Genomic DNA, 14,673 nt, shown 5'->3' with positions numbered 1-14,673 from the left:
TGGGAGGCCTACGCGGCCTGTTTCAGGCTCCTTTCACCCCTGCACATAGGATGGCGTCGGGTAGGGAACCTCCAGCAGACCAGGCGCTACCTACCGGCCAGAAACCTATGGGGCGCCCTGACCGCCCGATTAGCCAGGCTGGCAGGTGTCAGCAGCAGTGATCAAGCTGGCTACAAACAGGTGGGAGAAAGCGTAGAACACAACTTACGGTTTTCCTATTTCTTCCCGATCAGCCTTCCTGCGGGCAAAACCTTTCCTGATCTTGACGCAAACAGCCGCCTTTCGCCTTGGCCATGGGGCGATGAAGAGAAGTTTTCTTGGTTGTTTCTCTCTTCTCAGGCGAGTACCGCCATCAATGCTGCAGGTACTGCGGAGGAAGGCAGCCTGCACGATGTAGAATTCATTGCTCCCTTCACCCGGGAAAAGGAGCCTGTGGGTTTGTTCGGGTATGTCTTTGTACGGAAAAATGCCCTACCCGACTGGCAGGTGGCTTGGCACCAGGGGTTACAATTCGGTGGGGAGCGCACCTACGGGTGGGGTAGGGTTCAAGCGCGGGATCCAGAATTGCTGCCCGTTGCACAAAGCGGCCGGGTCAGGTGTTTCGGTTACGAGGTGGATCTGACAGTACCTGAGGCCCCTATTTTCGTACTTGCCGCGGAGACGCACCTGTTGGCCCACTCCCGGGCGCAGGGCCTTGGCTGCACCGGCGCTGTTGAGTCACTTATGGTGCGTGAGACCAGAGAGGGTCATTTCTTCGGCCGTTACACAAAAGTGCTGGATGTTTGTTGGACGCCTGGAAGTAAGCTGCTTCAGCCGGCACGTCTCGCCATCGACGGCCAGGGAATCTGGTACCCTGCGGCGGGTTAACCGAAGGCAAAAACTATCTTGACATTCCATAGGACGCTAAAACGTGATTACGAAAGGGGCCACTCTGAGCGTCGGAGTGGCCCCTTTCTTATACATGGGTCCCTCAAATACCTAGAGCTTTAAATCCGTACTGGACGAAGTGATCGTCGAAAGTAACGACTTCTCGAATGTGAAGCCGTTTCATTACCACAAAAGAAGTTGCATCGGTTAGCGAGAAATCCTTATCCACGTACTTTTCTAATATCACGGTAGCTTTCTTCTCGTCTTCCCGCGTTACCCATTCTATGAGCCATGATTTATCACGTAAGAAAGCAAGGCCTGCTTGCCGGCCAAGCCGCGCAGTTAGTAGAGAATGAGATTCTGCCCGTACATAGTTGGTTATCAGAAGTCCACATTGGCCTTTTGCCAATTCAGCTAGGACCTGCTTGGCTTTGAAATGATGCTGGTCGCGCCGATTAATAGCCGCCACAATCGCAGACGTGTCCAGGAAAACGATCCGCATTATTTATCCTCCGCTAAGTACTCATCGTGCTTGGCGGAAAGGTCTTCTGGCCCTTCTTCAGAACCGATAAGTCTGAAAAACGTGCTTTCTTCGGAGAAGCGCGGAACCTCATTCTCAATGGTCTTTCGTAGTCTGATTTCATTGTCCTCCAGCGTTATTATAAGCTTCGATCCCTTGGCCAACCCCAGTTTTCTTCGAATCGCAAGTGGGAGCTTCAGCTGGCCTCCCTCTGCAAGGGTGAGAACACTATCCTTCATAAAATCACTTCCTCCCTCACTGATGGTGAAGCGCAGCACTTGTCCTGTATATACCTAGTTTTCAAGCTTAGGCATCAGTACCAACCCGCTTAATGGTTCACAACGCCTTCTTATATAACAAGTATACCACTACGAAAGGATTAGTTAAACACGAGTGACAAAGCGGGAAGCTGGGTTATCTGATTTTTCCCTGTTCAACAAGTGGGACACGTTTCCGGAACTCTCTGTTCATCCCCTTCTCTCCGGCCGAGGGGTATGCGGCCTGGGGAGAACCCGGGAGAGGGGGTGCCGCAGTGGAACTCAAGATCGGACCAATCGAAGTAGCCATTGCACCGCTGGTGGCAATCGTGCTGCTGCGGATGTACTTCCAGCACAGATCAAGAAAATAGCCCGCCAGTAAGCGGGCTAATTCAAAACCCATCTGCCCCCGGGTCGCTATGCCCTCCAGGAGCAGGAAGCTTTTCCGGAGCTTCCTGCTCCTATTATAACCCACATTGGTTGTTAGGGCAACATTGTTGAGCAACAACAAGCTGGGTTATTTGAAACAGCCCGCCGGATGTGATACTCTGATTCCAGAAACTGTTTGCGTAACGGAGAGAGGTTATATGCTCGACCGCGAGGAGTTTAAACGCTTACATCAAAAAATTCTGGACCGCGAGGCGGCTGAAGCACGCCGGCGGGAGGCGGCGGCCTGGGAGCGGGCTCGGGCTGTGGCTGCCTGGCTGCGGCGGGAGCACGGTGTCCGGCAGGTGTACCTTTATGGCTCTTTGGCCTGGGGTGGCTTCTGGGAACACTCAGACATCGATCTTTTGGTGGAGGGTTTCCCGGCCGACGGAGATTTTTGGGCTATGCAGGCGGGCGCCGATCACATCGGCGCACCCTTTCCTATCAGCATCATTGTAGAGGAAGACGCGGTGCCGTCGCTCCAGGTTAAGGCCAAAGCAAGGGGGGTTAAGCTGCTTGAAGGTCAGTGACTTTCTGGTCCTCAAAGAACGAGTGCAAGAGGAGCGTGCCAACGCCGCCCGCCTTATGGAAACCTTGCAGACCAAAGGTTACCTTAATCCAACAAGCTCGCTCACCCTCACCAAAGAGCTTCAAGACGAGTTTCACCTGCGCGCCGTGGCTTCTGTGCTGCTGGACTACTACTCGGTGGCCGAAAACATCTTTAAAGAGATTGCCAAGCGCGTGGATGGCACCCTACCCAAGGGGGATGAGTGGCATAAAGACCTGCTGCAGCAAATGAAATTCCCGCTCCCCGGTATCAGGCCGCCTGTGCTTTCCCCTGAGTCATTTGCCCGTCTGGACGAATACCGTAAGTTCTGCCATCTGGTACGCCACATCTACGGGTTCAATCTGGTCCCGACCAAGCTTCTCCCGCTCGTTGACAGCCTGCCTGAAACCGATCAGGCCTTTGCGGCCGACCTGCAGGGGTTTCTGAACGCAATGGAAGGCTTGCTGGGATACTATTCGTGAGGGAGGTTTCTGAACCTCCCTTTTCTAATGGGGAAGGAGATTAGTGGACAACGCTTGCAGGAAAAAACTGCCCGGCTGTTGAAAGCTATTTGGGATTCATTACGAAAAGGGGGAGTGCTTCTTGGACCTCAAGGGAACAAAGACGGAAAAGAACCTGCTCGCCGCCTTCGCCGGGGAATCGCAGGCACGTAACAAATACACATACTTCGCTTCCGTAGCCAAGAAAGAAGGCTACGAACAGATCGCCGGTATCTTCCTTGAGACGGCCGAGAACGAGAAGGAACACGCAAAGGTATGGGCCAAGTTTCTCGGCCTGATCGGCGACACCGCCAAGAATCTCGCAGAAGCCATCCAGGGCGAGCACTACGAATGGACCGAAATGTACAAAGAGTTTGCCCGGACGGCCCGCGAAGAAGGTTTCGAGGAAATCGCGCAGGTCATGGAAGAGATAGCCGAGGTGGAGGCCGCCCATGAGGCCCGGTACCGGCAGCTGGCGGAGCGCCTCAAAGATGGCACACTCTTTCAGCGCAGCACCCCCATCCGTTGGCGCTGCCGCAACTGCGGTTACATCTACGAGGGCACAGAGCCTCCGGCGGTGTGCCCCGCCTGCGCCCACCCGCGCGCTTTCTACGAGCCGGCCGCTGAGAATTACTAGGAACCGGCGAGTGCGTTCGCGTCGGCAGGGGTGTCCGTGACCACGAAAAGAGCCACTCTAAGCGTAAAGAGTGGCTGTCCCTTTTTATGGGCGAGGGCGGAGTAAACTTTTAGCGGCGGACAGGAGATCTTTGGCAAGAAGCGGGAATCTCAACTTGACATTAGACCTTGAAAGGTAGAGACTTTGGTGCCATTTACCATGCATGGCCCAGTCGGTAATCACGCCACAGTCTCGAGGTGAGCTCTTTCTACCTCCCGGCGTCGCTCCAGCAGATAAAATGCAGCCCCCAGCCCCAAGCCCATCAAGTCGGTGAAAGTTCCCGGCACCACCAGCAGCGCCGCCGCCAGGAGCCAGAGCCGCTCCAACACGCTCAGAGGAGTATGGTAGAAACCTCCAAAGGTGACACTGATGGCAATAATGCCTATGCTTCTTGTTACTGCGGCCTGGGCGATGGACCAGCGGGTGGCGTTAATCATGAGCAGGACCGGCTCTAGTTCCCACGCCCATCTGGACCAAAGCCGGGGCGGCCTCTGGAATTATGATGCTACCGAACAGTATATGCAGAATGTAGAGTTTCCCATTAATTAACACGCTGTTGTATAAGATGTCTTGGCTCGCGGGCAGCCACCGTGTAGCCGTCGCTTGCAGGAAAAACCTTCGGCTCGTTCAGACCAAGCCGACCCCGCCGTCGCCGAGGCTGTCCCCGAACGAGGCGCCCCGATCGAGCGGGACTTACCCTAGAAGCAACGAACCACCCCCATCCCCCTCCCCGTGGAGGGGGCGGCTCACTTCTACGGAATTTGTGTGTTATCCTGCCTGCTAACTCTTGACACTATCCTGCTACTCTGTAGAGATGGAAAAACAATAGGGAAAAGGTTATAATTAAACTGACAGGGTGCCAGAGGAGGTGTCGCTTGTGTATAGTAGGATCAGTATCGACCCACGGGTGTGCCACGGGCAGGCTTGTGTTAAGGGGACCCGTATCCCCGTTCACCAGATCATACGTATGCTGGCTAATGGAGATACGATTGAAGATTTGTGCCGGGAATACCCGGGCTTAGACCGGGAGGACATTCTTGCCTGCCTGGATTACGCGGCAGCGCTGGCAGAAGAAGTCGTGACGCCTTTGCAGGCCCAGGGGCACTAACATGCGCATACTGGTGGATGAAAACATTCCCCGCTGTACAGTACAAGCTCTTGTAGCTGCCGGACATGACGTGACCGATGTTCGTGGAACTTCGGCAGAAGGCGTCCCTGATGAGGTACTATGGTCAAAAGCATTACGAGAACACAGAACACTAGTAACTACAGACAGGGGATTTGGTCGCTACCGTGAGCAAACACACCACGGTCTGCTAATAATCTGTCTAGCTCATCCCAACCGGCACGAGATTCACCAACGGGTGATGCAGGCGATAAACGAGTTTTCGCCAGAGAAATGGCCGGGCTTAATGGTAGTTATGCGGGACAGGGTAAAGAGCGTATGGTACAAACGAGACTCCGATTAGCGTGGCGGTGTGCTGAATGTCCGCGGCAGCATGGGGCACCGAGCTCTTGGACTACTCGAACTGGCAATTGCCCCCTAATGACTCTGATGCGGCTGTACTTCCAGCACAGATCAAGAAAATAGCCCGCCAGTAAGCGGGCCAATCCAAAACTGATGTGCCCCCAGGTCGCTATGCCCTCCAGGAGCAGGAAGCTTTTCCGGAGCTTCCTGCTCCTATTATAACCCACATTGGTTGTTAGGGCAACATTGTTGAGCAACAACAGTTATAGATCATTGACGTTGCCCCGGATTTCGCGGCATCTGGGGTGGGTTGATGGCTTCCTGCGCCCTTTATATCGTTACGGATTTCCGCCTTTACTCTCAGGAAGATGTCTTGGCTCGCGGGCAGCCATAGGTTTCGTGGGCGGACATGGCACCGCCGCGGCGATCGGGGCAACCTTCGCTAGTTACGGGTGGAACGAAGCGCTCACCCGCATCGGCAGTGCCTGCACCGACCTTTTAGTTGCTTTCGGCGTTGCCTCGATCGAAATACCGCTGGTGCTGAAGTACGCTCTCCACCTGCGCGTGCTGTCCGCCACCGGGGTCGCGTTTTGGTTCTTCATGGTTCTAATCATGCCGGGAGGCACCGTTGCTTCCTGGCATTATTGCTTCTTAGTTCAGTCAGCCGGGTGGCGGGGCATTGAAATAATAAATTGATTATACCAAGCAGGAATAAACTGATAGAGCGGTGCATTCTAATAATAGAGTTGAAGTACCGAGGTCGCACCTGTTTTCTTGGAGGGAAGGACCAATCCAGAGTCAGTCCTGCCAAGGAAGAGTAATTTCCGAAAGTATAAACTATTACGAGAGGGTGAGAAGGTTATGAAAGTATCTGTACCGTACGGACGGTCCTTTTTACCCTTTGAGGCGCCGGACGGACGGCTGCGCTCCGTTCTGACGTCGCGCCTTCACGAGCTGAAGGCCGGCGCGCCTGAAAAGGATTTGGTAAGAGCGTCCCTGAACAACCCTATCGGTTCCGCTCCGCTCCGTGACTTGGCAAAAGGGAAGAAAAACGTAGTAATTATCTCCAGCGACCATACCCGCCCTGTACCGAGCGCCGTCATCATGCCCCTTCTTCTCGAAGAAGTGCGCGCTGGAAATCCCGATGCAAATATTACCATCCTTGTTGCGACCGGAGGACACCGCGCTACAACCCAGGAAGAACTTCTCACAAGGTACGGCCCCGACATTGTCAAGAACGAGCGGATCGTGGTGCACAACAGCCACGACGACGGTGTCCTTGTCCGGGTGGGGACCTTGCCTTCGGGAGGAGACCTCATTTTGAACAAGCTCGCGGTGGAGGCCGATCTTCTCGTTGCGGAGGGGTTCATTGAGCCCCACTTCTTCGCCGGATTCTCGGGAGGGCGCAAGAGCGTGCTTCCGGGGATAGCGAGCTACAAAACTGTGCTGGCCAATCACTGCGCAGAGTTCATCGCCCATGATCGTGCGCGCACGGGCATCCTGGAGGGGAACCCCATCCACGCGGATATGGTTTTTGCGGCCCGTTCCGTGAATCTGGCCTTCGTCTGCAACGTGGTCATTGATTCAGACAAGCGTATTATCGCGGCCTTCAGCGGAGAAATGGAGCAGGCCCACGAGAAGGGGTGTCAGTTCGTGGGCCGGTACGCCAGGGTGAAAGCGGTGCCTGCGGACATCGTGGTGACGAGCAATGGAGGATATCCTCTGGACCAGAATCTCTATCAGGCGGTGAAGAGCATGACCGCCGGTGAGGCCACATGTAATAAAGGCGGTGTGATCATCGTGGCGGCGGAGTGCAGCGACGGCCACGGCGGTGAGGCTTTCTACCGTACCTTCGAGCACATTCCCACGCCGGAGGGAGTTATGAACCTGATCCTGGCGCGGGGACGGGACCAGACGGAGCCGGACCAGTGGCAGATCCAGATCTTTGCCCGGGTTCTTATGGACTACACGGTTATCATGGTGACGAGTGCTCCGAAAGAAATGGTGGAGCATCTCAACATGCGGTGGGCTCCTTCCCTCGCGGAGGCCGTGTCCATGGGCGAAGATATTCTCGGCAACCCCCAGGCCTCTATTACCGTGGTCCCCGACGGTGTGGCGGTCATTGTAGATAAAGCCTAGGAAGTGGAAAGAAGCGAGTCCTTCGACATGCCTAAAGGAGGTCGGAAAATGTCCGGCAATGTCCCCATCCTTAAGACAATCCAGAAGGTTCCCGGCGGACTCATGGTTGTCTTTCTACTGCTCGGCGCTCTCGTTAACACCTTCGCTCCCCAGTCCCTCATGATCGGAAGCTTCACCACTGCGCTCTTTAAGCAAGGAGCGCTGCCTCTCATCGGAGTGCTCCTCTTCTGCAGCGGCGCCCAGATCACCATCAAAACAGCGGGAGTTGCCCTATGGAAGGGATTCCTCCTTAATACCGTCAAAGTCCTGTTCGGCATGTCAGTGGGCCTTTTCGTCGGGAGGGTAATGGGGCCGCAGGCCACCCTTTTCGGGCTTACCCCCCTCGCCCTCATCGCCGCAATGGCCAACTCCAATGGCGGCCTCTACACGGCCCTCGCCCAGAAGTACGGTGACCCCTCCGATATCGGTGCTGTAGCCATCATCTCCACCAACGACGGTCCCTTCTTTACCATGGTTGCCATGGGCATGACCGGTCTCGCCGACATCCCTATCATCGCCATGGTGGCGGTGGTGGTCCCCATCATCGTTGGCATGATTCTGGGTAACCTCGATGAGGACATGCGGAAGTTTCTTGCTCCCGGCGTAATGCTCTCGATCCCTTTTTTCTCTTTTCCTTTGGGAGCGGGGCTGAACCTGATGGATATCGCTAAGGCGGGAGGTCCGGGCATCGCCTTAGGACTTCTCACCTTGCTGGTTACAGGAATCGCTGGTTTCCTCGCCTACAAGTTCTTCATTCCCGCCAAGGACAAACGAAGCGACGCCGTGGGAGCCGCCATCGCCACCACAGCCGGAAACGCCGCCGGCACCCCCGCTGCGATTGCTGCCGTGGACCCCTCCTGGGCTCCATACGCTGCGGCCGCGACCGTCCAGATAGGTGCCTCCATCGTCATCACCGCCATTCTCTGTCCTCTTCTGGTGGACTTCCTGAACAGAGTAGTCAAGCAGCACCATGAATCCCCATCCGTTTCTTCTTGAGTTGAAAGCAGGCCTTCCCATCACCCCGCCCGCAACAGGATGTGACGAAAAGGGGGAACTGCTCGTGGGCGTGCCGTATGTGGTCATCGCCGACGACCTCACCGGGTCCAACGACACCGGTATCCAGTTTCTGAAGGCAGGATACAGTGCCTCCGTGATCTTTGACCCCGCAGTTCTTCCCACAATGGACCACAACGTGGTGGCTGTTATCGACACCGAATCGCGGAACATCCCTGCCGCCATGGCTGCAGCGCGCCTTGAAGAAGTGGCCAAGTATCTCTCCCCCTGGAAACGAAAAAGCGTTATCTACAAGAAGGTGGATTCCACCCTGCGGGGGAACATCGCTGCGGAAGTGGCTGTACTTCATGTGGCCCTTAACCTGCCCGTAATTGCCTTTGCTCCTGCCTACCCCAAAAACAAGCGGACGGTGAAGGATGGATTACTGCTCCTGGACGGAGTGCCTGTGGCTGAAACAGAGATGGGACGAGACCCCCGTAAGCCCGTCCCAACCTCATCTCTTGCCGAGATCCTTCGCGGGGAGGGCTCAACGGCTGTGCGCCACATTGCCCTTCCCGAGATCCGGGAATTGCGCATTCCGAAGATCGTGAAAGAAATGGGAGGAAAGGGAGCGTTCTCCTTCGATACGGAGCATGACCACGATCTTCAGCTCATCGTGGACGGATTGACACAAGTCCTTCCACCGCAGGACATTCTCTGGGTGGGTTCCGCCGGAATGGCAGAAGCCTTAGTGGCTCCGCCACGCCCTTTCCTCCTCGTTGTGGGAAGTGTGAGCCCCAAGAGCGCCCTGCAGGCCCGGTGTGTTCTCGCTCAAGGAGCGGCTTCCCCCCTCCTCATGGACGTGGCGGCCTGGCTCCCGAACCCCACTGCAGAAGAGGATAGACTTACTGCCGGAGCCGTGGAGTTACTCCGCACGGGCCGGAACGTCCTTATTGCATCTGCGCTGGAGGAAGAACAGCTTAACGCCGGGCGGAGCGGTCGCGCGAGCGAAGCCGTCAGCCTGAGCCTTGCCGCTGTGGTCGCCCGGGTGCTGGACGCCGTACGGGTGGGAGGACTCTTTCTCACCGGCGGAGAGGTGGCCGTTGGGGTTGCCCGCGCTCTCCACGCTGAAGGAACTGCCCTCGTGGACGAAGTAGAGCCCGGCATCCCGTTGGTTCGTCTCCTTGGAGGGAAGTTCCCCGGAATGCCCGTGGTGACCAAAGCGGGAGGCTTCGGCGAGGCAGAAACCATGGTGCACTGCCTTGCCGCTCTAAGCGAAACCAGGTGGTGCCGCAGGCCATTGAGGCGGTGCTTCCCGAAAACGCCGTTCAGGCCGCTCTGAGGGGAGAGGCCCTTAAGTCCCGTGCATGGCCCGCTCGGTACTCACGCCACAGTCTCGAGGTGAGCCCTTTGGACTTCCCGGCGTCGCTCCAGCACATAAAACGCAGCCACCAGCCCCAAGCCCATCAAGTCGGTGAAAGTTCCCGGCACCACCAGCAGCAGTGCGGCCGCCAGGAGCCAGAAGCGCTCCAACACGCTTAGAGGAGCATGGTAGAAGCCTTCAAAGGCGATGCTGAGGGCGATAACACCGATGCTCCCTGTTACGGCGGCCTGGGCGATGGACCAGGGGGTAGCGTTGATCATGAGCAAGACCGGGGAGTAGACGAAGATAAAGGGAACAAGGAAGCCTGCTCCGGCCAGCTTTACGGCCTGCCAACCGGTCTCATTGGGGTCACTGCCGGCGAGGCCGGCCGCCGTGTACGCTCCCACCGCCACCGGCGGGGTAATAGTCGCCAAGCAGCCGTAGTAGAAGACAAACATGTGCGCCGCCAGCGGCTCCACGCCCATTTGCACCAAGGCCGGGGCGGCCACGGCGCTGGTTAACACGTAGCAGGCCGTGGTAGGCACGCCCATGCCCATGAGCATCGCGACGATCATGGTGAGGAGCATGGTCAAAGGAAGAATGCCTCCGCTCAGCTTCATGACCGCTCCGGCCATGGTGAGCACGGCCCCCGTCAGAGTGAAAACGCCGATCACCACTCCTACTATGGCGCAGGCCATGGCCACCGAGAGAGCGCTTAAAGCGCCGCCCTGCAAGGCCTCCAGGAGCCTCCGGAGATTGATCCGGCTCTCCCGGCGCACAAAACTGGTAATCATGGTAACGATGATTCCCCAAAAAGCAGCGTAAAGGGCGTTGTAGCCGGAGACGAGCAGGTAAATTATGGCTACGAGCGGAAGGAACAGGTAACCCCGCTCGCGGAGGACTTTAAGAAGTGATGGGGTCTCCTTAATGCCGGCAATCCCAAGGCGCCAGGCACGCCAGTGGACGCCCGAGCCGACAGACAGAAAGTACAGCACCGCAGGTACGAAAGCGGCGGCCATGATTTTAAGATAGCTGACCCCCAGAGTATCTGCCATAATGTAGGCGGCCGAGCCCATGATCGGGGGCATGATCTGGCCGCCGCACGATGCGGCAGCTTCCACTGCACCGGCAAAGTAAGGCTGGTAACCGGTTTTTTTCATGAGCGGGATGGTAAAGGTCCCAGTAGTAACCACGTTGGCCGATGTGCTGCCGCTGACAGTGCCCATCAAAGCGCTGGAGATCACGGCCACCTTGGCCGGGCCGCCCCGCGTGCGCCCCGCAAGCGCTGTGGCCAGGTCGTTGAAGAAGGCGGATACACCAGTAACGGAGAGAAAAGCGCCGAAGAGCACGAAGAGAAAAATGTACGTAGCCGATACGCCCAGGATTTGGCCGTAAACACCCTCAGTGGTGAGGTACATCTGCTCAATGACCCGTGTGAGCGTGAAGCCGGAGTGCCCCAGGGGGCCTGGAATCCACGGACCGATGAAGGCATAAACCAGGCACAGCCCAGCGAGGATCACCAGGGGCCAGCCCACCACGCGCCGGGCGGCTTCAAACACCAAGAGGATGGTGAGAGCCCCGAAGACGTAGTCGCTGGCAATGTAGATACCGCCGGACTTGGCCAGAGAGACGTAACGCAGATAGGGATACAGGTTCCCGGCGACGGCCACCACCATGAGGAACCAGTCCAATGCACTGGGCCTGTCCAGCGGGGACTTGGGGGTAGCAGGGTAAAGGAGGAACACCAGGGCCAGCACGAACAAGAGGTGGATGGAGCGCTGTTGGAGCGGCGGCAGCAACCCTGCCGCCGCTGTATATAGTTGAAAGATGGACATAGTAACGGCCAAGAGCGAAACCAGCACTGCCAGACGTCCGGTCAGCTTCCGCCGTTTACGGGCCGGCTTTTGAGCTGCGGCCGGCTTCGGCTTCCTCGATTTCAAGAAAGGCATTGGCATAGCGCGGCCTCCTTACCTTGGTTGGCCCAGGAAGGCTCTATTTTATGGCCCCTGCTTCTTTCAGGTACTTTTCCGCTCCGGGGTGAAGCGGATAGACGACTCCGACAGTGGCATTCTCCAATGTGGTCTGCTTAAAGTAATCGTGCCGCTGCTTGAGGAAATCCAGGTTCTCAAAGATGGCCTTGGTCATCGTGTACACCGTGTCTGGATCGACATCGGCCCGCACAGTGAGTACGCCGGAGCCGGCGATGGTCTTTATTTCTTCGGCTTGGTTGGGATAGGTATTGGCCTTGATCGTCATGGGGCCGAACTCGGGATGATCCTTCAAAAGAGCGTCTGCTTTATCAGGGTCGATCGGCAGGATCTTCAGCCGTCCGGTAAGCATCACGTCGGTGATCTGGGCGCTACCGGCGCCGGTGGCGTAGATGTGTGCATCCACGCTGCCTGTCTTCAGGCCCTCAAATGTTTCCTCCTGGCTCTGGTGAATGGCTTGAAAATCTTTGGGTTCGATGCCATAAGCCTTGAGAAGGGTAAGCGCGTTGACCTCGATGCCGCTGGCGATGGGCCCCACGGCGATTTTCTTGCCTTTCAGGTCAGCGATGGAGTTGATGTTTGCATCTTTACGCACGATTACATGGAAGGGCATAAAGTACGTTGCAGTAATGGCGCGGATGTCTTCGATGGCTCCGTCCTTGAACTGACCCTGCCCTTTCTCGGCATCGGCCAGGGTGGCCGATTGGATGAGCGCCAGTTCGATGTCCTTCTTTGCCAGCAGCCGGCAGTTTTCAGCGGACCCGCCGGTGGCTTGAGCGCTGGCCTTCATATTTGGGATCTTCTCATTGAAGAGCTGGGCTAGAGCGTTTCCCATGGGGTAAAACGCGCCGCCCATGCTGGCCGTACCGATGCGTACGTACTTGGCCGGTTGGCCGCAACCGGCGAGGAGCAGCACAAGGGTGAGCAGCGCTGCCAACACCAAGCGGAGAGAGGCCTTTTTCATTCTCCAATACCCTCCTTCACAGTCACACTTGGTACAATTCGACCGTAAGTAGTCACCCCGGAATTCCTGCCGCTAGTGTTCAGGCTCCGAGACACTGTGATAGCCGAGATGATACGATATTTCACTGGAAGCTTTTACAACCTGCCTTATCGCTTCTGCAGTGACGCTGAAACGGGAAGCTGGTCCGGACAGGCCAAGCGAGGCGATCACCTTACCCTCCTGATTAAAAATGGGGGCAGCGATAGCCATCACCTCGGCGTCACGCTCGCCGCGACTTACAGCGTAACCCAGCTCTCGGATTTTGGCCAGTTCGGCGCGAAAGGCGTCCGGGTCACTTATGGTGTTAGCCGTCAGGGGTTTCAGCTTTGTCGCATTAATAACCTTTTCTACGAACGGCGCCTCCTGCCAAGCCAGCAGCGCCTTGCCCGCCGCACCACAATAAGCCGGGATTTTTTGCCCCAAATGGACCACCTGCCGTACGAGATGAGGCGCCTCCACCTTTTGAATGCACACGCGCTCGATGCCGTCCAGCACGTACAGGTTCACTGTCTCTCCACAGGCGTCCCGCAGCCTTTCCATCTCCGGCTGGGCGACCCGCTCCAGGTTCATGGTGCTGCGCGCGACGGCCCCGAGGTGAAAAAGCCGCACGCTCAAACGGTACTTTGACGTCTTAAGATCTTGGCACACGAACCCTTCTTCCTCCAGCACCTGTAACAAGCGGTGGACGGTGCTCTTAGGCAAGTCCACCTTACGTGCCAGTTCGCTCACTCCAACCTCCGGTTCCTCCAGCGAAAAAGCGCACAGCACCCGCAGAGCCCGGCGAATCGGTTCGCCCCCATTACCTTCAGGCATCAGTTCACCTCCCTCCCAGGCTCGGTTAAGCGTCAATGGTGCTCCGCCGCCGCACTGGCCAGTCCTTCCCGACCGCCGTAGCGTAAAGCGATCTCTTCTTCCGTGAGGTAGCGGGCTTCCAGCTCCCGGATTTTATCGAGGCCTACCAGGTCCGTGAACTCTGCGAAACTCAGCACCCCTTCAAGATCACGAATGCTCCCATGGGCCTTGATATACTCCAGCGCCTGTTTAACACCGTAGGCGGCGGCCATAACTGTGGTCACAGGAATGCTTACCCGGGCCGCTCCCCACTCCTCAAGTTCCTGAATTGTCACCAGCGGCGTCCGGCCGCCCTGAAGCAGGTTGATCGAAACGGGCGCATCAATCTCCCTGATGACGCGCTTGATTCCCTCCACAGAGAGCGGGGCTTCCACGAAAATCAGATCGGCCCCGGCTTTAGCGTACAGATTACCCCGGCGTATCGCCTCTTCAATTCCCGCGACTCCGTACGCATCGGTGCGCGCGTTGATCACGAAGTCCGGGTCACCGGCGGCCTCCCGCGCTGCCTGGATCTTGAGAACCATCTCTTCTGCCGGAATGATTTGTTTCCCCGTGATGTGCCCGCAGCGCTTGGGGCTCACCTGGTCTTCCAGGTTGATGCCGGCTGCGCCTGCCGCCTCGAACTCGCGCACAGTATAGTGGGTGTTAACCGGGTTGCCGAAGCCATTATCACCATCCGCCATCACGGGGATGTCCACCGCGTGGCAGATGTTCCGCGTGAGCTCCAGCATTTGGCTGGAACTCAAGATGCCGATGTCCGGCAGGCCCAAGAACGACGCGGCAAAACCGAACCCCGAACACTGTACAGCCCTAAATCCGGCTGCTTCGATCAAACGTGCCGAAAGAACATCGTAGGCTCCAGGCATAACCAAGATTTCGGGATCGTTGATCAACTTCTTGAGTAAGGTTGTCTTGCGCATAACCCCAAGTCTCCTTTAGCTGTTCCGTATTATGGACCGATGTTCCGACAAAAGGGTAGGAAACAACTCTGCAGGACGAAAAGCCTACTGCTGGTCTTACTCCGCTATCCCCCCC

The 14,673-nt window shown here is 57.0% G+C and carries 17 protein-coding genes; 10 read left to right on the top strand and 7 right to left on the bottom strand.

Annotation, left to right across the window (positions count from 1 at the left end):
- Nucleotides 1–180 precede the first annotated feature (180 nt).
- A complete protein-coding gene (locus tag K5554_RS14165; protein ID WP_221039100.1) occupies nt 181–867 on the top strand; it encodes a hypothetical protein in 687 nt (228 codons plus the stop codon).
- Between the two features lie 103 nt (nt 868–970).
- Here K5554_RS14165 and K5554_RS14160 read toward each other — a convergent pair whose 3' ends face one another.
- Nucleotides 971–1,369 carry a type II toxin-antitoxin system VapC family toxin gene (locus tag K5554_RS14160; protein ID WP_221039099.1) on the bottom strand — a complete coding sequence of 133 codons (399 nt, stop codon included), beginning with the start codon at nt 1,367–1,369 and terminating at the stop codon, nt 971–973.
- The gene (locus tag K5554_RS14155; protein WP_221039098.1) at nt 1,369–1,626 is read right to left on the bottom strand and encodes an AbrB/MazE/SpoVT family DNA-binding domain-containing protein; all 258 of its coding nucleotides are present in this window, start codon (nt 1,624–1,626) and stop codon (nt 1,369–1,371) included. The genes K5554_RS14160 and K5554_RS14155 overlap by 1 nt, the downstream gene beginning before the upstream one ends.
- Before the next feature lie 605 nt (nt 1,627–2,231).
- Between K5554_RS14155 and K5554_RS14150 the strand changes: the two genes are divergently transcribed.
- The 3 genes from K5554_RS14150 (at nt 2,232) to rbr (ending at nt 3,754) form a co-directional block, all read left to right on the top strand.
- Complete coding sequence (locus tag K5554_RS14150) at nt 2,232–2,600, top strand: nucleotidyltransferase family protein (protein ID WP_221039097.1); 369 nt, start codon at nt 2,232–2,234, stop codon at nt 2,598–2,600.
- A complete protein-coding gene (locus tag K5554_RS14145) occupies nt 2,587–3,099 on the top strand; it encodes a hypothetical protein (RefSeq protein WP_221039096.1) in 513 nt (170 codons plus the stop codon). Before K5554_RS14150 ends, K5554_RS14145 begins: the two co-directional genes overlap by 14 nt.
- A gap of 121 nt (nt 3,100–3,220) precedes the next feature.
- Nucleotides 3,221–3,754: a rubrerythrin gene (gene rbr, locus K5554_RS14140; RefSeq protein WP_221039095.1), complete on the top strand. Its 534-nt coding sequence runs from the start codon at nt 3,221–3,223 to the stop codon at nt 3,752–3,754.
- Between the two features lie 218 nt (nt 3,755–3,972).
- Here rbr and K5554_RS14135 read toward each other — a convergent pair whose 3' ends face one another.
- Entirely contained in the window at nt 3,973–4,230 is a 258-nt protein-coding gene (locus K5554_RS14135) for a hypothetical protein (RefSeq protein WP_221039094.1), read from the bottom strand.
- Nucleotides 4,231–4,670: 440 nt separating this feature from the next.
- Between K5554_RS14135 and K5554_RS14130 the strand changes: the two genes are divergently transcribed.
- The 6 genes from K5554_RS14130 (at nt 4,671) to K5554_RS14105 (ending at nt 9,774) form a co-directional block, all read left to right on the top strand.
- Entirely contained in the window at nt 4,671–4,901 is a 231-nt protein-coding gene (locus K5554_RS14130; RefSeq protein WP_221039093.1) for a DUF433 domain-containing protein, read from the top strand.
- 1 nt (nt 4,902) lies between these two features.
- The gene (locus tag K5554_RS14785) at nt 4,903–5,262 is read left to right on the top strand and encodes a DUF5615 family PIN-like protein (RefSeq protein WP_221039092.1); all 360 of its coding nucleotides are present in this window, start codon (nt 4,903–4,905) and stop codon (nt 5,260–5,262) included.
- A gap of 398 nt (nt 5,263–5,660) precedes the next feature.
- Nucleotides 5,661–5,957: a hypothetical protein gene (locus tag K5554_RS14120; protein WP_221039091.1), complete on the top strand. Its 297-nt coding sequence runs from the start codon at nt 5,661–5,663 to the stop codon at nt 5,955–5,957.
- A gap of 165 nt (nt 5,958–6,122) precedes the next feature.
- Complete coding sequence (gene larA, locus K5554_RS14115; RefSeq protein ID WP_221039090.1) at nt 6,123–7,400, top strand: nickel-dependent lactate racemase; 1,278 nt, start codon at nt 6,123–6,125, stop codon at nt 7,398–7,400.
- A gap of 48 nt (nt 7,401–7,448) precedes the next feature.
- The gene (locus K5554_RS14110; protein ID WP_221039089.1) at nt 7,449–8,435 is read left to right on the top strand and encodes a 2-keto-3-deoxygluconate permease; all 987 of its coding nucleotides are present in this window, start codon (nt 7,449–7,451) and stop codon (nt 8,433–8,435) included.
- A gap of 64 nt (nt 8,436–8,499) precedes the next feature.
- Nucleotides 8,500–9,774: a four-carbon acid sugar kinase family protein gene (locus K5554_RS14105; RefSeq protein WP_221039088.1), complete on the top strand. Its 1,275-nt coding sequence runs from the start codon at nt 8,500–8,502 to the stop codon at nt 9,772–9,774.
- Between the two features lie 41 nt (nt 9,775–9,815).
- Here the strand turns inward: K5554_RS14105 and K5554_RS14100 are convergent, their stop codons facing one another.
- The 4 genes from K5554_RS14100 to K5554_RS14085 all read right to left on the bottom strand — a co-directional run bounded on the left by K5554_RS14100 (nt 9,816) and on the right by K5554_RS14085 (nt 14,558).
- A complete protein-coding gene (locus K5554_RS14100; protein WP_221039087.1) occupies nt 9,816–11,750 on the bottom strand; it encodes a TRAP transporter permease in 1,935 nt (644 codons plus the stop codon).
- Nucleotides 11,751–11,787: 37 nt separating this feature from the next.
- Nucleotides 11,788–12,747: a TAXI family TRAP transporter solute-binding subunit gene (locus K5554_RS14095; RefSeq protein ID WP_221039086.1), complete on the bottom strand. Its 960-nt coding sequence runs from the start codon at nt 12,745–12,747 to the stop codon at nt 11,788–11,790.
- 72 nt (nt 12,748–12,819) lie between these two features.
- Entirely contained in the window at nt 12,820–13,599 is a 780-nt protein-coding gene (locus K5554_RS14090) for an IclR family transcriptional regulator (RefSeq protein ID WP_221039085.1), read from the bottom strand.
- A gap of 32 nt (nt 13,600–13,631) precedes the next feature.
- Nucleotides 13,632–14,558, bottom strand: a complete 927-nt coding sequence (locus K5554_RS14085; RefSeq protein WP_221039084.1) for an oxaloacetate decarboxylase — start codon at nt 14,556–14,558, stop codon at nt 13,632–13,634.
- Between the last annotated feature and the right edge of the window lie 115 nt (nt 14,559–14,673).

The sequence above is a fragment of the Gelria sp. Kuro-4 genome (assembly GCF_019668485.1).
In the GTDB taxonomy this organism is placed as follows: Bacteria; Bacillota; DTU030; order DUMP01; family DUMP01; genus DUMP01.
This window is presented reverse-complemented; position numbering and strand designations above follow the sequence as displayed.